The sequence below is a fragment of the Corallococcus carmarthensis genome (assembly GCF_003611695.1).
In the GTDB taxonomy this organism is placed as follows: Bacteria; Myxococcota; Myxococcia; order Myxococcales; family Myxococcaceae; genus Corallococcus; species Corallococcus carmarthensis.
In genome coordinates this window covers 1-21263 of the sequence record NZ_RAWE01000180.1, presented here as the reverse complement: position 1 = coordinate 21263, position 21263 = coordinate 1, and the positions used below count along the sequence as shown (strand labels likewise).

Sequence of the window (21263 nt, the reverse complement as noted above, 5' to 3'; positions counted from 1 at the left end):
CCCCCAGCACCACCAGCGCCGGACGCCCGCCGCGCCCGCGCAGTGAGTAGGTGCCGTCGCGGGACGCGCGCTGAAGCTCCCCCACCACCAGGCACGCCTCCCCCGGGACGCCCACGCGCTCCCAGGACAGCGCCTGCGCAGGCTCTCCCAAGAGCTCCGCCCGGGTGAGCGCGGGCGGCGCCGCGCACCGGCGCACCTCCACCGGCGCCAGCAGCCCGGACGGCGCGAAGCCCACCGCCGCCCGCGTGCGCTCGCCCTTCAGGATCAGCACCGGCGTGTACGCGCGCTCCCGCGCCAGGAGCGGCCCCTTCCGGCCGTGAGGCCCCACCGCGTGCACCGCCGCGTCGTAGAAGGCGCACGGCACGCCGCCCGGTGACGTCAGCGTGTCCAGGGACTCCAGCTGGCCCCGGTACACGCCAAATCCCGGAGGCCGCCCCGCGCGCAGGGCCGCCACCGCCTCATCCAGGGGCATGGGCGCGGCGCCGCGCAGCGCATCCGCCCGCAGGCGCACCCGGGCACCCCGGGCGGACACGCCCGCGGCCAGCACCAGCAGCACGCCGCCCAGCGCCTTCACCAGCACGTCCGGCGACACGGGCACCAGGGGCGTCCCGCGCATCCACGGGACGAAGAGCACCAGCCCCAGGGCCAGCGCCCCGAAGCCGGCGAACATCCAGCGGGGCCGCGAGCCGGTGGGCGTCCGCCCCAGGGTGAAGGTCGCCCAGAGGAGCAGCGCCATCCCCACGCCGCAGAGCGGCAGCAGGAGCACGCGCCCCAGGTCCAGGTCCACGGCCATGCCCCACCCCCGCCCGTGTGCCGGACGGCCCCGCGACGGCGGAGCCCGGCGGGAGCAAGGTGGGAACGGGCGGACGGGGCGGCAAGCCCCGCCCCAGGGGAAGCGGTGGACTACTCGCCGGTGGCGACGCGGCGCACGGGGCGCTCCTGCAGCGGCCCCACGACCTTCAGGTCATCGAAGGTGCACTGGAGGTTGCGGCAGCCCAGCGCCAGCTTGCCCACGCGGCCCTCGAAGCCCGGCAGCACCTTGGAGGCGAAGAGCTTCTTGTTGAGGAACGCGTCCACCCGCACGCCGCTCTTCTGCCGCTTGAGCTGGAGCTTCACCAGGAAGGGGCCCTGCCGGGGCACGGGCATCTCGTCCTGGACGAGGTTCTTGGTGTCCTCCGCGCTGTTGCCCACCACCTCGTGCCCGTCGTCCGGGGAGAAGTAGCGCCACGACAGGCGCATGCCCGCGTCGGGGATGGCGAAGACGGACACCTGCACGTCGCGGATGCGGAACGCCAGCTCGCCGAAGTGCTGCCCGTCCTCCTCCACCGACCACTTCTTCTCCAGCGGATTCACGTCCATCAACACTTCCGCCGTGAAGTCGTCGCTCGTGAAGTAGCGGTGCGCCAGGTACGCGCGCGGCACCAGCTTGCCATCCGCTTCCCGGCCGGCCTGCACCACGCGCAGCTCCCCCTGGTCCATGGTCCAGGTGCCGCTGTGGACGTTGAGCTCCTCCTCGCCCTGGTCGAAGCCCAGCTCCAGGGTGGTGTCGTCGGAGCCGGCCACGGGGGGCGTGAGCTTCAGGCCGGTGAACACCTCCCCTTCCGTGTTGGCCGGGAAGTGCAGCTCGGTCGGCACGGGCTTCGGGCGCCCCAGGCCGTACTCCTCGTCGCCCAGGCGCAGGCTCACGGGGCCCACGAAGGCGCGCACCGCGAAGCCCAGCACGGCCAGGCCGCCCACCACGGACAGGCCGGTGCGCACCCGGCCCCAGCCCGCGTGGAGCGTCTCCAGCACGGCGGCCTCGGGGCCCGTCAGTTGCTTCATCGGGGCCACGTGAGAGGGCTGCGCGCGCGCCAGCGCCGACGCGGGCGCCACGTGCGGCGACGACGAGGCGGACACCAGCCCTTCCAGCGCCTCGCACACATCCGTGGCGGTGGCGTAGCGGGCCTCGCGGTCCGTCTCCAGCAGGCGCTCCACCACCGGATCCAGGCGCGGATCCAGGCCGCGCACGCGCTCGGACGGCAGCTTGAAGCGGCCCACCGGCAGCTCGCCCGTGAGCGCCTCGTACATCATCACGCCCAGGGAGAAGAGGTCCGCGCGGCCGTCCACGTTCTTCGCGTCCCGGCGCTGCTCCGGGGCCATGTAGTTGAGCGTGCCCATGGCCACCGCCGTCGCGGTGAGCTGCTTCTCCGAATCCGGCTCGCGGATGCCCGCCAGGCCGAAGTCCGCCACCTTCGCGTGCAGCCGCCCATCCAGCAGGATGTTCTCCGGCTTCAGGTCGCGGTGGATGATGTTCTTGTCGTGCGCGCACTCCACGGCGCGCGCCACCTGGAGCAGCACCTTCAGCGACTGCGCGGGCGTGAGCGGGTCCCGGCCGCTCAGCGCGTGGCGCAGCGACTGGCCCTCCACGTACTCCATGACGAAGTAGTAGTGCTCGCCCTGCACGCCCCGGTCGATGATCTGCACGATGTTCGGGTGGCTCAGGGCCGCGAGCGCGGTCGCCTCCTTGTCGAAGCGCGACACGAACTCCTCGTCCTTCGCCAGCCGGGGCGGCAGCACCTTCACCGCCACCGTGCGGCCCAGGGACCGCTGGCGCGCGAGCCACACCTCGCCCATGCCGCCGCGCCCCAGCACCTCCAGGAGTTCCAGACCGGGCAGCTCGGGCTTCGCGCCCGACAGCACCGTCTCCGCGTTCTCGATGACGCGGATGCGGGTGTCCACCACCGCCCGCGGCGCCTTCACGCCCGGCGTCCCCGCGCGGACCAGCGTGGCCCCGTCCAGCTCCGGAGCCACGGGAGCCGTCGCCGGAGCCCCGGGAGCCCCCGGAGCCACAGCGTGCGCCTCGGGCAATGCCACTCCGGACGCAGGTGCGTCGCGGCCCACCGCGGCGGGCGGAATCACCCCCGCGGGAACCTCGCCCTCGTCCGTCTTCCCCACGCCATCCGGTCGCGGGATGATCATTTCACTGCCCCCTGGGACGGAGCCGGCCCTCATCTCCTGTCCCACCGCGTCCTCCCGCTCCGCTCCAACACCGGCAGCGGCGGAAGGTGACGCCGATTGTCGCGGATTCTCCGCCGCGCGCGGCACGAACGTCACCGCGACGCCTGCTTCCTCGGCAGCCTCAACGGCCGGACGGATGCCCGACGGCTCGCCCGGGCGATGGATGCCGGACACGTCCGCGCGCCGCACCTCGAACCGGATGCCGCAGCGGCACGCCACCTTCTGGCCGCTCACGTACACCCGGGTGTCGTGCACCGTGCCGCAGTTGGGGCACGACTGGGTCGTCGTCATGGACGAGGAGCGCACCGTCAGCGCACCTTGCGGGAGGTGGAAGTGGTCAGCTCCGCGCCGTGCACGCGGAAGGTCTGGACGCCCTTCTCCTTGCCCTTCACCTGGAGCATCGGCAGCTCCTCCACGTCGAAGCCGGGCCCGGACTTGCGCACCGTGGCCTCCGACGCGAGCACCTCTCCGCTCTTGGCGATGCCGCACAGCCGCGACGCGGTGTTCACGGTGTCGCCGATGGCGGTGAACTCGTGCCGCTCCGCGCTGCCCATGTAGCCCACGACCGCCTGGCCGGTGTTGACGCCGATGCCCACCTCGATGGGCTTCTTGCCGTCCAGCACGCGCTGCCGGTTGAGCTCCGTGACGGCGTCCTGCATCTCCAGCGCGGCCCTCAGGGCCCGGCCCGGATCATCCGGATGCGACGACGGCGGCCCCCACACCGCCATCACGCAGTCCCCGATGAACTTGTCCAGGTTGCCCTCGTAGCGGAACACCACGTCCGCCATGGCGGTGAAGAAGCTGTTGAGCATCGACACCACCTCCTGCGGGGAGTCGCTCTCCGCCAGGGTGGTGAAGCCGCGGATGTCCGCGAACAGGCAGCTGACCTCCGCGAGCCGGCTCTGGCGCAGGTCCTCCGTGCCGCCGTTGATCACCGCGTCCGCCACCGCCTTGGACAGGAAGCGCGACAGCTCCGCGCGCGTCACCGCCTCGTTGCGGATCTGCTCGGCCAGCGCCGCGTTCTCCAGCGCGATGCCCGCCTGCGCCGCGATGCCGGAGAGGATGGTCAGGTCCTTCTCCGAGAAGGCGTTGATCTGCTGGCGGCTGTCCAGGAACAGCACCGCCATGATGTCGCCGTTCACCAGGAGCGGCACCGCCATGGCGGAGCGGATGCCCTGCGCCACGATGCTCTCCGCGGCGGAGAAGCGCTCGTCGATGATGGCGTCCGCCGTGAGCACCGCCTTGCCCGTCTCCACCACGCGCTTGAGCACGGTGTCCGACAGCATGACGTTCACCTGCTTGCCCTGCCGGTGGTGCACCGCGGCCGGGATGAACTCCCCTTCCGGGCCCACCTTCAGGATGACGCCGTGGTCGGCCGCGAGCAGCTCGAAGGCCACCTTGAGGATCTGCTCGAACAGGTCGGCCTGGTTGCCCTTGAGGCTCACCTGCCGGTGGAACTCGTGCACGATGCGCAGCTTCTCGTAGTCCCGGCGCAGCGCGGCGTTGTCCGTCACCTGTTCGGCCGGACGGAAGTTCTGCGGCACCTGGTCCATCTGCGCCAGGAAGGCCGGCATGGAGACGGCGTTGGCCACCACCGTCACGCCCGGCAGCGTGGGCGGGTTGGCCCCGCCGGGCACCGCCTCCCCGCTGTGGAACACGAGCCTGGAGGAGCCCAGGGCGATCTCATCCCCGTCCTTGAGGCGCATCTCCCCCGTCACCCGGCGCCCGTTGACGAAGGTGCCGTTGGACGAGTTCAGGTCGCGCAGGACGAAGTCGCGCCCCACCTTCTCGATGGTGGCGTGTTCCTTGGAGACCTCCCGGTCCACCAGCCGCAGCGTGTTGGACGGGTGGCGGCCGAGCGACGTGGTGGGGCCCAGGGGAAACTCCCCCAGCGTCCCGTCCGCGAACCGCCCCGTCAGGTGCGGCCCGCGCGGGTGCGACCCGGACCTGGGCGGGAATGGGGCGGGTGCCTGGTTCACGCGCGAATCCTCACCGGCCCGGACACTACCAGAGCCTTCCGCCTCAAATAAACGCTCGCGACGCTCCCCCACGGACAGGGCGCCGTCGCCCTGCACGGCCGGTCAGTCCCCGCTCCCACCCAACCGCTCATGTGGACGGCGGGGCCACCGTCCCCGGGGCGGCAGGGGCCACGGACGCGGGCGGCCGGCGCTCGGGAGCTCGGAAGCCCAGGCCGATGGACGGCAGGAAGGTCATCCCGCCCAGGTCCCGCTTCTGCCCGAAGATGACGGGGTTGCAGAAGACGTAGCCCCCGGTGAGCTCCGCGTAGAAGTGCACGTACTTGTAGCCCAGCGCGAAGCCCACCGTGGAGCCCACGAAGTGGCTGTTCACCGTGGAGGGCAGGCTCGCGTCGAAGCCCGTCACCGGCTTGCCCTGCTGGGAGAAGTCCACCAGCTGGGCGTCCAGCGAGGTGTGGCTGAAGACGTACTTGGGGGCCCCGTAGAGCTTGAACACGTCGCCGTACTCGGCGCTCAGGTACACCGGCACCTCCACGTCGGTCCGGCTGAAGTCCCCCAGCTGGACCACCTCCAGGACGTCCATCACCGCCCCGGAGAACAGGTGCTTGGACACCCCCAGCCCCACCGCCAGGTCATAGGAGCGGCGCGGCCCCGGCCCGCCGTGGGCCAGGCGCACCTTGCCGTCGAAGCGCAGCGCGTTGCCGTTGTAGCGCCCGCCCACGTCGAACCCGTCCAGGAGCCCCACCCGCACCATCAGCTCCGGGTTGACGCCCGGCGGGGCCACCACCAGGGCCAGGCCCGCCGTCAGCAGGCGCTGCTGGTCCTCCTCCGTGAGGGTGTAGGGCTCGTCGTTGTCGATGGCCCGCTTCGCCGCCCGCCCCTGGTCGATGCCCACGTCCACCACCGACCCCAGCGTCCCCACCGGGACGAACACGCCCATGCTGCCCGTCACCTGGACCTGGCCGGGCGAGAGCGTCTTCGCCGTCTGCATGGTGGACAACGGGGTCGCGCACCCCACGGCGAGGCCAGCGAGCCCCAGCAGGAGCAGGACGGGAAGGTTTCTCATGGGGTTGCAGGTTATGCCCATTTGCGGCGCGAACGCTTCAATCCGCGCGTCCACGTGGTAAGGGGGCTGTCGTGCGAATCAAGCAAAAACCCGAGGACTTCTCCGTGAAGGAGTCCTACCGCTTCGACGAAGTCGACAGCGGCCGCCATCGCGTCTACCTCATGGACAAGCAGAAGCTGTCCACGTTCGACGCAGTCAACCGCATCCGTGACGCGTTCGGTCTGAAGCCCGGCGCCATCAGCTACTGCGGACTGAAGGACAAGCAGGGCCGTACCGAGCAGATCATCGCCGTGGACGGCGCCGACGTGGACATGCAGGAGCCCGACCTGCGCCTGAAGTTCCTGGGCCGGACGGACAAGCCGCTGTCCGCGCGCAACATCACCTCCAACCGCTTCTCCGTCACCGTGCGCGCCCTGACGCACGACTCGCTGGCGCCGCTCAACCTGGCCGCCGCGGAGGTGAACCGGCTGGGCGTGGTGAACTACTTCGACAGCCAGCGCTTCGGCGCGCTCAAGCACGGCCAGGGCTTCATCGCCAAGGACCTCATCCGGGGCGACTTCGAGGCCGCGCTGCACAACTACTTCGCCCGCCCCTCGGAGCTGGACCGCACCGAGGACGCCAAGGTGAAGGGCTTCTGGCGCGACAACTGGGGCCGCTGGGACGCGCGCGTGCCCTTCGAGGGCGCGAAGAAGTACCACCGCATCCTGCGCTCCCTGCGCGACCACCCGGGCGACTGGCTGCGCGCGTTCCTGCAGATCGACTCGGACTACCGGGCGATGATCCTCTTCGAGTACCAGAGCTTCCTCTGGAACGAGGGCGTCCGGCGCTACCTCCAGCTGATGCTGCCGCGCGAGGCCATGTTCCCCATGCGCTACCAGGCCGGCACGCTGCTGCACTTCCGGGACGCGACCCCGGACGTGCTGCACACGCTGCGGGAGAAGACCTTCCCGCTCGTGGGGCCGGACTCCACCTTCGAGGATCCGAAGGTGGCGGAGGCCATGACGTGGGTGCTGGGCAAGGAGAAGCTCAAGCTCCCGGACCTGCGCATCAAGGGCGCGGAGCGGATGCTATACTTCAAGGAGGAGCAGCGCCCGCTGGTGATGTTCCCGCACAAGCTCGTCGTGGGCCGCACGCAGAACGACGACGTGAACCGCGGCGAGATCAAGGTCAACGTGGCCTTCACGCTGCCCCCGGGCGCGTACGCCACGCTGGTGATCAAGCGCCTGTTCCACTTCGAGTACACGGAGGACACGAAGGAGGACATCCGCACCTCGCAGCGTCCTCGCCTCGTGACCACCGAGCACGAGGAGGCCCGGGTGGACGCGGCCCGCAGCGCCGCCCGCGCCAGCGAAGGGCCTGCCCGCCACCGGACCCTGGCGGACCGGGCGCCGAGCCGGGTCGCGCGTCCGGCCTCGTCCGAGCGCCCTGCCCGTCCGGGCACCGCCCGCCGTGACGACCGTGCCGAAGCGCCAGGCAGGGACGCACGTCCGGCCCGCCGCGACAGCCGTGCGGAAGCGCCAGGCAAGGAAGCACGCGCGCCTGGCCGCATCGGCCGGCCTGCCCGCGCGCCCCGCGAGGCGCTTCCGGAGCTGGATGAGGTCAGGGCCGCCCCCCCGCCTGCTCCCGAGGCGGAGATTCCGCTGGGCTTCCGGGCGAAGCAGAAGCAGCGCAAGCAGGTGAAGGCGGACGGGCGGGCGGAAAAAGCCGAAAAGCAGCGCCTGGCTGCCGCCAAGTCCGCGAAAAAACAGAAGCGGAAGTGATGCTCGGGGGCAGCGCAATGGGCGTTCACGCTGCCCGTAGTCCAAGGCGTGAACGCTCTTGCCCTCGACTCGCTCCCCATGGCCATCGGAATGCTGATGGCTGAGGACGCCGCCCCGCTCCCCTGGAAGGCGGACGTGCAGGCCGCCCGCAAGGGAGACCCGTCCGCTTTCGAAGCGCTCGTGAGGAGTGTGCAGCGCCCGGTGTACGGCCTGGCGCTGCGCCTGCTGCAGAGCGAGGCGGAGGCCGCGGAGGTCGCGCAGGAGGCCCTGCTCCGCGCGTACCAGAACCTCCACCGCTACGACGACGCGCGCCCGTTCGACCTCTGGGTGCTCGCCATCACCCGCAATCTCTGCCTGGACCTGCTCCGCCGCCGCACCAAGGTGCGCACCGAGGAGCTGGAGCCCATGAAGGAGGTGCTCCCCAGCAACGAGGTGTCCCAGGAGGACGGGGCCATCGCGCGCGAGGAGCGGCAGTCACTGGAGGCCGCCATGGAGACGCTCTCCGTGGACGACCGTGAAGTGCTGGCCCTCTATTACGTCCAGAAGCGCACCACGAAGGAGATCGCGCAGATCATGGGCTGCGCGCCCGGGACCATCATGGCGCGCCTGTTCCGTGCCCGTGAGAAGCTGCGCAAGAAGATGACTCCCGCCGAGGAGGAGACGCGATGACCCCCTGCCCCGACCTGGAAGTCCTCTTCGCGGAGCTGGAGGCCGGAGAGGGCCCCGCGCTGGATCACGCCGCGGAGTGCGAGGCGTGCGCCGCCCTGATGGAGGACCACCGCCTGCTGGAACAGGACCTGTTCCGCCTGGCGGATCCGCTGCCGCCGCCGTCGCTGGTCGTGAACGTGATGGCCCGCGTCGCGGAGAGCCCCGTGCCCCAGCGCCGCGAGGTGTGGACGGGCCTGGCCATCCTCCTGACGTCCCTGGGCGTGGGGCTGGGCTTCCTGTTCACCAACGACAGGGCGCTCGGCCGGATGGGCACCGCGTTCGCGTCCAGCGTGGGCAACACGCGGGCGTTCGTGGAAGGCCTGTTCAGCGGCGCTCACGCCCTGTGGAGCACCGCGGGGTTGGCGGTGGCCTGCATCGTCGCGTTCGTCGTGTTCACGTCGCTGTTCGGCCTGAAGCGCCTGGCCGGCTCCCCTCCGTCCCTCTCCGAAGCCTGAGCGAGTCCATGAAGATCCTCCCCCGCCTGTTGCTTCCGACCCTCCTCCTCGGCGCCCCCCTGGCGCTCGCGGAAGGCGCCCCGGCCCCCGCCGCGGCCACCGCTCCGGCCCGCACCATCGACGTGAGCTTCCGCGGCTCCCTGCGTGACGCGCTCAAGACCATCGCGGAGAAGGGCGGCCTGAACCTGGTCGTCACCGGCGACCTGGACACCCCCGCGGAGGTCCGGCTGCGCGGCATCAGCGCCGAGCAGGCCCTGCGCACGGTGGCCCGCGCCTACTCGCTCCACCTGGAGCAGGACGGCTCCATCTTCACCCTGCGCCCGCTCACCGCGAAGGAGAAGGAGTCCGGCATGAGCCCGGCCGCCACTCCGCCCGCGCCGCCGGCCGCTCCCGTCGCTCCGCCCGTCATCGCCGCCACGCCGCCGGCCCCTCCCGCGCCGCCCGCCCTGGACGAGGACGCGACGCCGGAGGAGATCGCCCAGGCCCGCGAGGAGGCCCGTGAAGAGGCGAAGCGGGCCCGCGAGGAGGCCAAGCAGGCCGCGAAGGAAGAGGCCGAGGCCGCCAAGGAGCGCGTCCGCGAGGAGATCCGCAGCTTCCGCGACAGCTTCAAGCACAAGAAGGGCAAGCGCGGCGCCCGGGACGTGGTGGCGCGCGGACAGAACCTGGAGGTGAAGGAAGGCGAGTCCGTGGAGAGCGCCGTCGTCTACGGCGGCAACCTCATCGTGAAGGGCACCGTGGAGGACGACGCTGTCGCCTTCGGCGGCAACCTGGAGATTCAAGGCCACGTGGAGGGGGACGCGCACGCCTTCGGCGGCAACGTCATCCTGGGGCCCAACGCGCAGGTGGAAGGCGACGTGTCCGCCTTCGGCGGCCAGGTGCAGAAGGCGGACGGCGCCCTGGTGGAGGGCAGCCTGGAGTCCTTTGGCGGCGCGGGCCTGGGCCGCATGGTGGCGGGTGAGATCAAGCGCGGCATGCAGGACGTGCAGAGCCACGACGCGGCCTCGGCGGACGCCGATGCCGACGACGATGACGACCATGACAGGGGAGGCGGCGGCCTGGCGTCCTTCATCCTCCAGTTCGCGCTCCTCTTCGGCCTGGGCTTCCTGGGGCAGATGTTCTTCCCCACGCGCATGAAGGAGCTGGGCGATGAGATCCGCGCCAACCCCGCCCGCAACTTCTGGGTGGGCCTCGTCGGCGCGGCGGCCCTCATCCCGCTGACCATCGTCCTGTGCATCACGCTCATCGGCATCCCGGTGGCGTTCGCCCTCCTGGTCGCCTCCATGCTGGGCACGGCGCTGGGCTACGCGGCCATCGCCAGCGAGCTGGGCACGCGGTTGCCGGTGATGCGCGGCCGCAAGACGCAGGCGGTGGTGCTCGCCCTGGGGCTGGGCATCATCCTGCTCATCAGCCACATCCCGGTGGTGGGCGTGCTGCTCAACCTCATCCTCAACCCGCTGGCCTTCGGCGCGGTCATCCGCACCCGGTTCGGCTACCGCGGCCGGGGCATGCCGGAGCCCATCTTCCCCCGGAGCGAGAACCCGGTTTGACGCACCCGGCCTCACGGCCGCCAGGGAATGCCACACCGCATCATGAAGCCCCGCTCCCGAGCGTACCGGGAGTGGGGCTTTTCCTTCTCCAACAAGCCCCACGCTCGCGCGCCATCACCTGCGCTGTCGGAAGCGGGTGTTGCCTGCGGGCGTGCGGCCGTTGACAGGCTTTGACCGCCTCCGTCCGGTGCGCCATTTTGCGCGGCACCCATGCGACGCCTCCCAGACGCAACCCCGCGCGGCAGGGCCATCACCGTGGACCTCGAGGGCGAGAGCATCCCCGCCATCGAAGGCGAACCGGTGGCGTGCTCCCTCATCGCCGCGGGCGAGAACGTCCTCTCCCGCTCCGTGAAGTACCACCGCCCGCGCGGGCCGTACTGCTTCGCCGCGGCCTGCTCGCACTGCCTCATGCGCGTGGACGGACTGCCCAACGTCTACACCTGCCGCACCCCCGCGAAGGAGGGCATGCGGCTGGAGCGGCAGAACGCGTACCCGTCCGCGAAGGTGGACATCTTCGAGACCATCGACTGGTTCTTCCCCAAGCGCCTGGATCACCACGAGATGTTCGCGGGCGTGCCGGTGGCGGAGGACGTGATGGCGCGCGTGGCCCGGCAGCTGGCCGGCCTGGGCCTGTTGCCCAAGGAAGCGGGCCCGGAGCCCCTGCCCCCGCGCACCTTCCACACCTCCGTCGCGGTGGTGGGCGGCGGCGCGGCGGGCCTGGAGGCGGCGCGGGTGCTGTCCGGCCAGGGCGTGCCCTTCATGCTCTTCGAGCGCGACGCCACCCTGGGCGGACGGCTGGCCCACGGCGCCCCGGAGGACGGCGCGCCCTTCGTGCCGGAGGCCACCGCGTTCCCGCAGGGCAGCGTGCTGCGCAAGGCCACCGTCATCGGCCTGTATGACGACGAGCACGGCCGCTACCTGGCGGTGGCGTCGCAGGAGGCGGCGAACCTGCGGCTGCTCAAGGTCTACGCGAAGCGCTTCCTGCTCACGGTGGGCGGCCATCCCCCCACCCTCCCCTTCGAAAACAACGACCTGCCCGGCGTCATCGCGGGCCGCGCGGCGAGCCTGCTGTTGCGCCGCCATGACGTGGCCCCCCAGGTCGCGACGCTGGTGGGCCACGGCCCGGAGCTGCACGCGCTGGCGCACCTGTTCACCCAGCGCGGCGTGGAGGTGGCGGCGGTGGTGGACCTGAAGGGCCCGCTGCCCGCGAACGCGCACCCCAAGGCCACGCTCGGTGACGGGCTCAAGGGCCACGGCCTGCGCGGTGTGACGGCGCTGAGCTTCACGCCCCAGGGCGGCCGCAAGCAGAAGGTGTCGTGCGACGCCATCGTCGTATCGGTGCCGGTGTCGCCGGGCTTCGAACTGGCGCGCCAGGGCGGCGCGAAGGTGGAGTTCGACCCGGATGCGGGCCATTTCCGAGTCGAGGCGGACGCGGACGGACGCACGCAGGCGGCGGACGTGTTCGTCGCGGGGGACGTGGCGAAGCCGGGCTCGGCGAAGGACGCCGCGGCCATGGGCGCACGCGCGGCGCAGGCGCTGCTGGGAGGGCTGTCATGAGCAAGGCGCTCGTCTGCACCTGCGAGGACGTCACGGTCACGGACGTGGAGCACGCCATCGAGCGCGGCTACCACGACGTGGAGTCGGTGAAGCGCTACACGGGCTTCGGCACCGGCATCTGCCAGGGCAAGAGCTGCCACGCCGCGGTGGCCGCGCTGCTCAAGCAGAAGGCCCCGGCGCTCAAGCCGGAGGGCGTGGTGCCCTTCACGCCCCGCCCGCCGCTGTACCCCACGGAGCTGCGCCTCTTGGCCAGCGCCCCCGTGGACGAAGCCGTCCCGCCCGTGGGCGGCGTGCCCCAGGAACTGGAGCACTTCCCGTCCGCGCTGCGCCCGGTAGGACCGGTGCCGCAGAAGGCGAAGGTGGTCATCATCGGCGGCGGCATCATGGGCCTGTCGCTGGCGTACAACCTGGCGCTGCGCGGAGAGACGGACGTCGTGGTGCTGGAGCGCGGCTACCTGTGCGCGGGCGCGTCCGGCCGCAACGGCGGCGGCGTGCGCATGCAGTGGGGCACCCCGGCGCTGATCGAACTGGCCAAGCGCTCCATCGACTTGATGAAGGGCTTCGCGCGCGACCTGGGTGTCAACGTGTGGCTGCGCCAGGGCGGATACCTCTTCCTGGCCAAGCGCAAGGACACCGCGTACCGGCTGGAGCGCAACGCCGTCCTGCACAACAAGTACGGTGTGCCCACGCGCATCATCACCGCGGACGCGGCGCGCGACATCGTCCCGGGCCTCACGCTGAAGGACTGCGTGACGGCGGCCTACAACCCGGAGGACGGCGTCATCTTCCCCTGGGCCTTCCTGTGGGGCTACGCGCAGGGCAGCGTGAAGCGCGGCGTGAAGGTGGAGACGTACACCAACGTCCTCGGCTTCGAGACGAGCAACGGCCAGGTGCGCAAGGTGAAGACGGACCGGGGCGACATCGCCTGCGACACCGTCGTGCTCGCCTCCGGCGCGTGGAGCCCGCAGGTGGCGAAGCTGGCGGACGTGGCGCTCCCCAACGAGCCGCACCGCCACGAAATCCTCAGCACCGAACCGCTCAAGCCCTTCCTGTCGCCGCTGGTGTCGGTGCTCGACACGGGCCTGTACTTCAGCCAGTCCATGCGCGGCGAAATCGTGGGCGGCATGGGCGACCCGAAGGAACCCTCCGGCCCCAACATGGGCAGCACCCTGCGCTTCGTGTCGCGCTTCGCCCGCGCCCTCACGGAGCAGCTGCCGCACGTGGGCCAGGTGAAGGTGCTGCGCCAGTGGGGCGGCCTCTACGACGTCACCCCGGACAACAACCCCATCCTCGGCCGCACCCCGGGCCTGGACAACCTGCTCCAGATGTCCGGCTTCGTGGGCCACGGCTTCATGATGGCCCCCGCCGTCGCGGAGCGGATGGCCCAGTGGATGACCACCGGCGCCTCCGACGAGCTCTTCACCCGCTTCAACCTCCGCCGCTTCGAGGAAGGCACCCTCGAGCGCGAGGACATGATCATCGGCTGAGAATTCCGCCCGCCCCGCCCCTGTCTCCGCCTGGGACAGGGGCGGCCCCCGCATGTCCGCAAAAGCGGCACTCCCGGAAATCCTCGCAACCACCCGGGATGGTTGGGGATTCGCCGGGGAATGTGACGTTTCTTTACAAACGCAACCGGATTGCACGGAGCATCCACGCACCACCCGTGCTCCCGTTCCAGGCCGGGCCTCCTCTGACGGGGGCTCTGGCACGGGGCGTGCCTAGGGCTCCCGCGCCGCGCAATGCCGCGCGGGGGGAGACTCAGTGATGGCCGCGAAGAAGCTCGTGGGTGCGATGCTGGTGATGGGCCTGACGGCGTGTGGTTCCGTGGAGCCCATGGACGTGCCGGACGCGGAGCTGGCGTCGCAGGAGTCCAACGTCATCGTGGGCACGCTGAACTGGGTGAGCGCCACGTCCCTTTCGGGCACGCAGCGCACGAAGTCCCTGGCGGTGGGCTACCTCTCCATCCCCGCGGTGGGCAGCCGCTGCACGGCGTGGCTGGTGTCCAACGACGTCATCATCACCAACAACCACTGCATCGGCAGCAGCGCGGACGCGGTGGGCGCGCGCGTGTCGTTCAACTACGAGGACGGCGTCGCGTCCGCTTCGCGCGTCTGGTACCCGTGCGCCACGTTCATCAAGACGTGGAGCGGTGACGACATGACGGCGCTGCGCTGCTCGGCCGTCAACGGCCAGCTGCCCGGCCAGGTGTACGGCTTCCTCACCGTCTCCAGCACCAACGCGGCGACGAGCGCCACCGTGTACGTCGTGAACCAGAACTGCGACTACTACACGGACAGCTCCTGCGTGCCGACGAAGAAGTCCTCACCGGGCAAGGTGCTCAACGGCAACTACAGCACCACGGACATCTCCTACGACGCGGACACGCTGGGCGGCTCGTCCGGCTCGCCCGTCATCTCCACGTCCACGAACCAGGTGGTGGCGCTGCACCACATCGGCATCGGCGGCAACTCGCAGGGCCGCGGCACGGCCAACACCGGCGTGAAGGCCACGCGTGTGAAGGCGCGCCTCGCCGAAATCGGCCTGTAGGCCGTCACCTCGCGGAAGAAGGCTCCCCCCTGGCCAGCAGCACCGGCTGGGGGGGCGCGTTCGTTTCGGGCCGGGACGGATTCAAGAGCAGCGTCCGCTTGAGCCCGCCCAGCGCCAGCCGCCCCAGGCCCCGCTTGAAGGAGCGCGGCAGGAAGCGGAGCAGCCGCATCACCCACCGGTGTCCCAGGCCCGGGTACACCAGCGCCTCGCCCCGCTCGAAGCCCTCCAGGGCCTCGCGGGCGCACTGGCGCAGGGACAGTTCGAAGAACGGCGTCACCTCGCTCTCCAGGCGCGGTTCCAGCGCCAGCGGGCCCGCGGCCACGAAGGTGACGGGGATGCCCGCGGCCTTCAGCTCCAGCCGCAGGGACTCACTGAAGCCGTCCAGGAAGCGCTGCGTGGCGGCGAACGCCACCGCCCCCGGAAGGAAGAGGCGCGCCGCGCCCGAGCCCACGGTGAGGATGCCGCCCCGCCCGCGCTCCAGCATGGGACGCAGCAGGCGGTGGGTGATCATGGCCGGGGCCAGCACGTTCGCCTGCACCAGCTCCTCGATGCGCTTCCAGCGCTCCTCCGCGTACATCCCGCTGGAGGCGTAGTCCGCGTTGTTGATGAGCACGTCCACGCGGACGTAGTTGCGCTCCAGGTGGTCGAAGAGCGCGTCCACGGCGCGCGGATCATCCAACCGGCAGGCGCGGATCATCAGCCCCAGGGTGGGATTCCGGGCGAGCAGTTCCTCCCGCAGGGCCCCCAGGTCATCCACGTCGCGCGCGACGAGCACCAGGGTTCTCACCCGTGGGGAGAGCAGCCGGGCAAGCTCGCGGCCGATGCCGCCAGCAGCGCCGATGATGAGCACGGTACCGTTGTCGATGGGAGGGCGCATATGGGGGCAGGACCTCGGACACGAAGGTGTCCATGCGCGGGTGGCCCTGCGTGCCCGCCCCGCTGCTCGGCACTCCCTGAACGCCTGCTTGCCCTCACGGTGAGTGGGCGTTACTCATTGGTTGTTTCCACAGGAGGACTCCCATGGCTGGCCCTTCCCGCATCCTCGTGCCGGTGGACCTGAAGGACGGTTCCCGCTCCGTCGTGGACTACGCGCTGCAACTCGCCCGGCCCTTCGGGGCGACGGTGGACGTCATCCACGCGTGGGAGCCGCCGCAGTACGTGGCGCCGGACCTGCTGGTGGCCTCGCCCGGCTGGGACGCCAACTCCCTGGAGGGCATGGCGCGCGACACCGCGGGCAAGGACCTGGAGAAGCTGCTGCGCTCCGTGGACGGCAGCGCGCCGGTGGCGCTGTCCCACCGCGTGGTGATTGGCGAGGCGGGCAACGTGGTGCTGGAGGAGGCCGAGCGCGGGAAGTACGACCTCATCGTGATGGGCACCCACCAGCGCAAGGGGCTCACCCGCATGCTGCTGGGCAGCGTGGCGCAGAAGGTGGTGGGCCACGCGGTGTGCCCGGTGCTCACCCTGCACGTCACGCCGGAGTAGCGGCTAGGGCTCCGCCCACTGGCGCAGGAGGTTGTGGTACACGCCCGTGAGCATCACCAGCGCGGGGCTCTTGGGCACCTCGCGCGTGAGCTGCATGATGGACGTGTCCATGTCGAAGAGCAGCGAGCGCTGACCCGCGTCGCGGATCATGCTCTGCACCCAGAAGAACGACGCCAGCCGCACGCCGCGCGTCACCGGCGTGACGTGGTGCAGGCTGGTGGACGGGTAGACGATGAGATCCCCCGCGGGCAGCTTCGCCGAGTGGTTGCCGTAGGTGTCCTCCACCACCAGCTCGCCGCCGTCGTAGCTGTCCGGGTCGCTGAGGAAGAGCGTGGCGGACACGTCCGTGCGGATGCGCTGGGCCGTGCCCAGGAGGGGCCGGATGGCGTTGTCCACGTGCGAGCCGAAGTCCATGCCCGGCTCGTAGCGGTTGAACAGCGGCGGGAAGACGCGCTGGGGCAGCACGGCGGAGATGAACAGCGGGCTCTTCTCCAGGCCGGCCAGCACCAGGTCCCCCAGCTCCCGCGCGGCGGGGCTGCCTTCGGGCAGCTGGAGGTTCTTCTTCACCTGCGCGGACTGCCTGCCGGCGGTGGTCCGGCCGTCCTCCCACGCCGCCTTCTGGAAGACGGCGCGGCAGTGGGCCACCTGCTCGGGCGTGAGGACCTGCGGGATGTGCACCATCATGATGAACGTCCTCCTACGCCCGGCGGGAACAGCGCGCGACTAGAACCGCACGTGCGCGGACAGCAGGGCGGAAACCCCCTCCGCCGGCACGGCCTGACCGCCGTAGTACGCGTCGTAGTAGAGCTTGTCGGTCAGGTTGTAGACGTTGAGCTGCAGGTCCACCTTCTTGAGCGTGTAGGACGCGAACGCGTCGAAGCGCCAGTAGTTGGGCACCTTGCTGAGCAGCACCGTCGCGTTGGCCGGGTTGTTCACCGTCGCCACGTCCTGGTAGGTGGCGCCGCCGCCCACGGACAGGGTGTCCAGGATGGCGTACGTGGTCCACAGCGACAGGCTGCGCTTGGGCGTGTTCACCAGGCGCTGGCCCTCCAGGAAGTCGTTGGTGTGCTCCTGGATGCTCGCGTCCAGGAACGTGTAGTTGGCGAAGACGTTCCAGCCGCGCACCGGCGAACCGGCGACCCCGACGGCGTAGCCCTGCACGCGCTGCTTGCCCTCCAGCACGGTGGGCGGGCCATCCGGATCCGAGTTGGGCACGCGCGCGTTCTTCTTGTTGGTGCGGAAGACGGCGGCGTTGACGCTCAGGCGCTCCGTGATGAGGTCGGACTTGGCGCCGATCTCGAAGGTCTCGTTCTTCTCCGGATCCAGCGTGACGGTGTCGTTGGCCAGCGTGGCCAGCTCCGCGCTCGGGTTCGTGGACGTGCCGTACATGCCGTACACGCTGGTGTTCTCCGCCGGGTGGAGCACCAGGCCCACGCGCCAGTTGAACAGGCTGTTCTCCTGCTCGAAGGCCGCCACGTCACCGTTCGCGGCCTTGGTCTCGTAGTCGCTGTGCAGGTTGTCCAGGCGCAGGGTGCCCAGGACCTCCACGTACTTGCTCACCTGGATCTGATCCGACGCGTACGCGCCCAGGTTCCACTGGCGGCTGTAGTTGGTGGCGCCCGGGACGCGGGCCACCCCGGACAGGTCCGGGGTGTTGTCCGGCTCGAACAGGTCCGCCGGCAGGTTGCCGCCCGCCACGGTGAGGTTGACGCGCCCCAGCTCCCGCTGCTCGCGGGAGATGTCCAGGCCCACGTTGGTGCTGTGCTTGAGGAAGCCCGTGCTGAACACGCCGCGCACGTCCAGCTGGTCCGCGAAGTAGGTGTTTTCAGCGGACGTCTCGAAGCGCTGGCGGCCGATGGTGGTGGGCGCCGCGGCCGGCGTCAGGCCACGCGGCGCGGTGGGCCGGGCGAAGCGGTCCACGCCGCCGTAGCGCAGCGTGTTCGTCAGGCGGAACGTGTCGCCCAGGTCCGCCAGCAGGCGCGCCGAGCCGATGTGCACGTTCACGAGCTCCACGTCGCTGTCCTTCACGCCGTAGAAGTTCTCCCGGGGCACGTCCAGCGTGATGGCGACGGGGTAGCCGTTGAAGTACGGCTGGCCGTAGTCCGGCACGCTGTCCTCGTGCTGGTAGAAGTAGTCGACTTCCAGGGCCACCTTCGGCGCCAGCTGGAAGCGCGCGGACGGCGCGATGCCCGCGCGGTTCTTCGTGACGACGTCACGGCCGGCGACGCCCGCCAGCTGCCCCGCGGCGCTCACGCGGAACTGGATGCTGTCGGAGATCTCCTGGTTGATGTCCGCCTCGATGCGGCCGGACGGCGACGTGCCGCCCGACAGGCGCAGGTCCTGGAAGGAGCCCTTGCGCGCCTTCTTCGTCACCAGGTTGATGGCGCCACCGGTGGAGCCGCGGCCGAACAGCACCGACGACGGGCCGAAGTAGACCTCCACGCCCTCCAGGTTGAACGTGTCGCGGGTGAACCAGCCCAGGTCACGCACGCCGTCGCGCAGCGTGTCCGTCTGGGCGGAGAAGCCGCGCAGCGAGAAGGAGTCGCCCTGGCGGCCACCCTCCCCCGCCGTCACCGTGATGCCGGACACGTTGCGCAGGGCATCGCGCAGCGTCGTCGCCTGCTGCTCCTCCATGACCCGCTCGGGCACCACCGTGATGGTCTGCGGCGTGTCCACCAGCGGCCGGGGCAGGCGCGCCAGGCTGGGCTCGGTCACGTTGTACTTCGCCGTCTCGCCCTCCACGGACACTTCCGGCAACACATAGGCGTCGTCCTGGCCGGCCTGCGCCGCCGTCGTCGCCGGGGCACCCGGGGTGGGCGCGGACTCCGGCGTGCGCTCGGGCGAGGGAGCCTCCTGGCCCACGGGCGGGGTCTCCGCGGGGCGGGACTCCTGCACCGGCGCCGCGGTCTCGCCCGTCACCGGCGTCTCCTGCGCCACCGCGCCACCCGCCGCGAGCGCCGAGGCGAGCCCCACGGCCGCGGGCCCCCAGGGCCAGAGCGCGCCGCGCACGCCTCCAGGGTTGCCATTCGATGAGCGGATTGCAGAACGACCGGGCTTGGCTGTGGACACGGGTCCCTCGGGAAGAAGCTGCTGACTAAATGAGAATGATTCTCATATGCAGGACCTGGATTGGCGTTACAAGAAATTTCTTCCCGGACCTGGATGGGGTCGTGGCGAAGGTCAGCGCTCAAGTCACTGATTCACATCAGAGAGACGAATGCGACACGCCTGGGCGTGAAAATAAAAAAGCCCGGATCCGCTCTCGCGGTCCGGGCCCCGGGGATGTCTGGAATTGGAGCGGCGTGATTCAGGCGGCGTGTGTTTCGGATTCCGTGGGCGGGGCCGCCGGCGCGGCGGTCGCCGCGGGCTGGGTCCGGCGGCGTGGGACGAACCGCCGCCAGGAGAGCGCGTAGCCCGTATAGACGAGGAACACGGCGCCGAAGGACGCGAGCGCCGCGATGAGCTGGCCGAACCAGCCGAAGGCCTCGCCGGTGTGGAGGAAGCGCAGCCAGGTGCGCAGCTTCCGGCCGCTGTTGAAGTCCGCGTAGGCCTCCGTCTTCAGGGGCTGGGCCGTGAACGGATCCACCGACACCGCGACGGTGGCGAAGAGCGGCCAGCGCTCGACCTCGCGCACGGTGAAGGCGCTGGCCTGCGGGCCTCCCTTCCCCGCACCGCCCGGACCGCCGCGTCCCTGGCCTCGATCACCCTCGCCTCGCACGAAACCTTCGGCCTTGGGGCTGCCTTCGCCGCGCGGAGCACCTTCAGCGCGTGGACCGCCTTCGCGAGGAGCGCCTTCGCCACGGCCGCCTTCGCCACGCGGAGCGCCTTCGCCACGGCCGCCTTCGCCACGCGGAGCGCCTTCGCCCCGGCCACCTTCGCCACGCGGGGCACCGTCGCCACGGCCGCCTTCACCGCGCGGAGCGCCTTCGCCACGGCCGCCCTGATTCCCGCCAGCGCCAGGAGGCGTGGCCAGCCGCAGGGTGATGGTCTCCCAGGCCTGGGACTGACTCATCACCGTGGCGAACTGCGCATCCAGCGGCTGGGGCTTCGTCCCCGGCGCGGGCGTGGGCACGGGCACCGGAGCCGCGGCGATGGGGCCCTGCGCTGGCGGCGGCTCGTTGCCGGTGATCGTGAACGCGAGGTTCGACGCCCACTTGTAGGAGATCACCGCGCCGGACACCGTCAGCACCACCAACACGGGCAGCGACCAGAAGCCGATGACGTTGTGCCAGTTGAAGTCGCGCGCCTTGCCCTTCAGGCCCCGGCGGAACCACAGCGTGGGCCGCATGGCGCGCAGCTTCCACTTGCGCGGCCACCACAGGAACAAACCCGTGATGCCCAGGAACAGGAACGCCAGGTTGCTCACGCCCGTGATGGCCTTGCCCACTGCGCGGTTGTCACCCGACGCCGCGAGCCAGCGGTGCAGCTCCTCCATCGTGTGGAAGAACTTGCGCCAGCCCTGCGCGCCCTGCTCACGCACCTCGCCGGTGAAGGGGTGGACGTACACGGCGGTGCCGCGGCCCAGGGCCACCGACACCATGCTGTCCGCCTCCGGGTACACCGTCACGCCGGAAGGCGGCACGGCCGGCTTCGCCTCCTTCACCTTCGCGAGCATCTCCTCCAGCGTCAGCCGAGGCGTCCCCTGCGCGGGAAGCGCCGCGTGGCGGGCATCGCGGTCCGCCCAGTCGACGATCTGTGATTCGAACGCGATCGCCGCGCCCGTGAACGACATCACCCCGACGACGAGCCCCACGATGAGGCCGCAGACCAGGTGGATCCAGAAGAGAACCGAGCGGAGCTTGGGATTCATGAAGGCGTCTGCGCGACCGGGAAGGAACTACCTGAGAGCGAACTTCACGGGGATCACGACCTTGACGCGCACCGGCGCGCCGTCATGCCCCAGGGCCGGCGAGAAGCGCCAGCCCGCCACGGACTCGAGCGCGGCCTCGTCCAGGCCCGGCACCGAGCGCTGGATGCGCGGCGAGCCCGGCTCCACCGAGCCGTCCGTGCCAATGACCACCATCACCATCACCACGCCGGTGATGCCGTCCTCGCGGGCGCGGCGCGGATACTCCGGCTTGCCGGACAGCAGCACCGGCAGCTTCATCACCTCGCGCGGAGAATAGATGGGCGGCGCCTTGCCCTGCCCACCGACCTTGCCACCCACC

At 70.9% G+C, this 21263-nt stretch carries 17 protein-coding genes; 8 read left to right on the top strand and 9 right to left on the bottom strand.

Annotated features, from left to right (window positions below):
- From D7X32_RS33110 to D7X32_RS33095, 4 genes are all read right to left on the bottom strand, one after another.
- A partial coding sequence (locus tag D7X32_RS33110) for a hypothetical protein (protein WP_120606569.1) occupies window positions 1-793 on the bottom strand: 793 nt, incomplete at its 3' end.
- 110 nt (window positions 794-903) lie between these two features.
- Window positions 904-3288, bottom strand: a complete 2385-nt coding sequence (locus D7X32_RS33105) for a serine/threonine-protein kinase (RefSeq protein WP_120606570.1) — start codon at window positions 3286-3288, stop codon at window positions 904-906.
- Between the two features lie 17 nt (window positions 3289-3305).
- On the bottom strand, window positions 3306-4976 hold the full coding sequence (locus D7X32_RS33100) for an adenylate/guanylate cyclase domain-containing protein (RefSeq protein WP_120606568.1): 1671 nt from the start codon (window positions 4974-4976) through the stop codon (window positions 3306-3308).
- A gap of 127 nt (window positions 4977-5103) precedes the next feature.
- On the bottom strand, window positions 5104-6039 hold the full coding sequence (locus D7X32_RS33095; protein ID WP_147450365.1) for a hypothetical protein: 936 nt from the start codon (window positions 6037-6039) through the stop codon (window positions 5104-5106).
- Between the two features lie 71 nt (window positions 6040-6110).
- On the opposite strand from D7X32_RS33095, the gene truD reads away from it, so the two are divergent.
- The 7 genes from truD (at window position 6111) to D7X32_RS33060 (ending at window position 14613) form a co-directional block, all read left to right on the top strand.
- The gene (truD, locus tag D7X32_RS33090) at window positions 6111-7799 is read left to right on the top strand and encodes a tRNA pseudouridine(13) synthase TruD (protein ID WP_120606566.1); all 1689 of its coding nucleotides are present in this window, start codon (window positions 6111-6113) and stop codon (window positions 7797-7799) included.
- A gap of 90 nt (window positions 7800-7889) precedes the next feature.
- Complete coding sequence (locus D7X32_RS33085; protein ID WP_438358987.1) at window positions 7890-8468, top strand: RNA polymerase sigma factor; 579 nt, start codon at window positions 7890-7892, stop codon at window positions 8466-8468.
- The gene (locus D7X32_RS33080; protein ID WP_120606564.1) at window positions 8465-8962 is read left to right on the top strand and encodes a hypothetical protein; all 498 of its coding nucleotides are present in this window, start codon (window positions 8465-8467) and stop codon (window positions 8960-8962) included. Before D7X32_RS33085 ends, D7X32_RS33080 begins: the two co-directional genes overlap by 4 nt.
- A gap of 8 nt (window positions 8963-8970) precedes the next feature.
- On the top strand, window positions 8971-10509 hold the full coding sequence (locus D7X32_RS33075) for a DUF8173 domain-containing protein (RefSeq protein WP_120606563.1): 1539 nt from the start codon (window positions 8971-8973) through the stop codon (window positions 10507-10509).
- Window positions 10510-10719: 210 nt separating this feature from the next.
- Complete coding sequence (locus D7X32_RS33070; RefSeq protein ID WP_120606562.1) at window positions 10720-12066, top strand: 2Fe-2S iron-sulfur cluster-binding protein; 1347 nt, start codon at window positions 10720-10722, stop codon at window positions 12064-12066.
- Window positions 12063-13553, top strand: coding sequence for an FAD-dependent oxidoreductase (locus D7X32_RS33065; RefSeq protein ID WP_120606561.1), 1491 nt, complete (start codon window positions 12063-12065; stop codon window positions 13551-13553). Before D7X32_RS33070 ends, D7X32_RS33065 begins: the two co-directional genes overlap by 4 nt.
- Before the next feature lie 277 nt (window positions 13554-13830).
- Window positions 13831-14613, top strand: a complete 783-nt coding sequence (locus D7X32_RS33060) for a trypsin-like serine peptidase (RefSeq protein WP_120606560.1) — start codon at window positions 13831-13833, stop codon at window positions 14611-14613.
- Window positions 14614-14617: 4 nt separating this feature from the next.
- On the opposite strand, the gene D7X32_RS33055 is transcribed toward D7X32_RS33060, so the two are convergent.
- Window positions 14618-15490: an SDR family NAD(P)-dependent oxidoreductase gene (locus D7X32_RS33055; protein ID WP_120606559.1), complete on the bottom strand. Its 873-nt coding sequence runs from the start codon at window positions 15488-15490 to the stop codon at window positions 14618-14620.
- Between the two features lie 143 nt (window positions 15491-15633).
- Here D7X32_RS33055 and D7X32_RS33050 point away from each other — a divergent pair, with 143 nt between their 5' ends.
- Window positions 15634-16095 (top strand): universal stress protein, encoded by a 462-nt coding sequence (locus tag D7X32_RS33050; protein WP_120606558.1) that lies wholly within the window; start codon window positions 15634-15636, stop codon window positions 16093-16095.
- Window positions 16096-16098: 3 nt separating this feature from the next.
- Here D7X32_RS33050 and D7X32_RS33045 read toward each other — a convergent pair whose 3' ends face one another.
- The 4 genes from D7X32_RS33045 to D7X32_RS33030 all read right to left on the bottom strand — a co-directional run.
- Window positions 16099-16779 (bottom strand): Fe2+-dependent dioxygenase, encoded by a 681-nt coding sequence (locus D7X32_RS33045; protein ID WP_120606557.1) that lies wholly within the window; start codon window positions 16777-16779, stop codon window positions 16099-16101.
- A 39-nt stretch (window positions 16780-16818) separates the two neighbouring features.
- Window positions 16819-19104 (bottom strand): TonB-dependent receptor, encoded by a 2286-nt coding sequence (locus D7X32_RS33040; RefSeq protein WP_244239319.1) that lies wholly within the window; start codon window positions 19102-19104, stop codon window positions 16819-16821.
- A gap of 298 nt (window positions 19105-19402) precedes the next feature.
- Window positions 19403-20905 carry a PepSY-associated TM helix domain-containing protein gene (locus D7X32_RS33035; protein WP_120606555.1) on the bottom strand — a complete coding sequence of 501 codons (1503 nt, stop codon included), beginning with the start codon at window positions 20903-20905 and terminating at the stop codon, window positions 19403-19405.
- A gap of 27 nt (window positions 20906-20932) precedes the next feature.
- Window positions 20933-21263, bottom strand: a 331-nt coding sequence (locus tag D7X32_RS33030) for a TonB family protein (RefSeq protein WP_120606554.1), incomplete at its 5' end; no start/stop codon positions are given.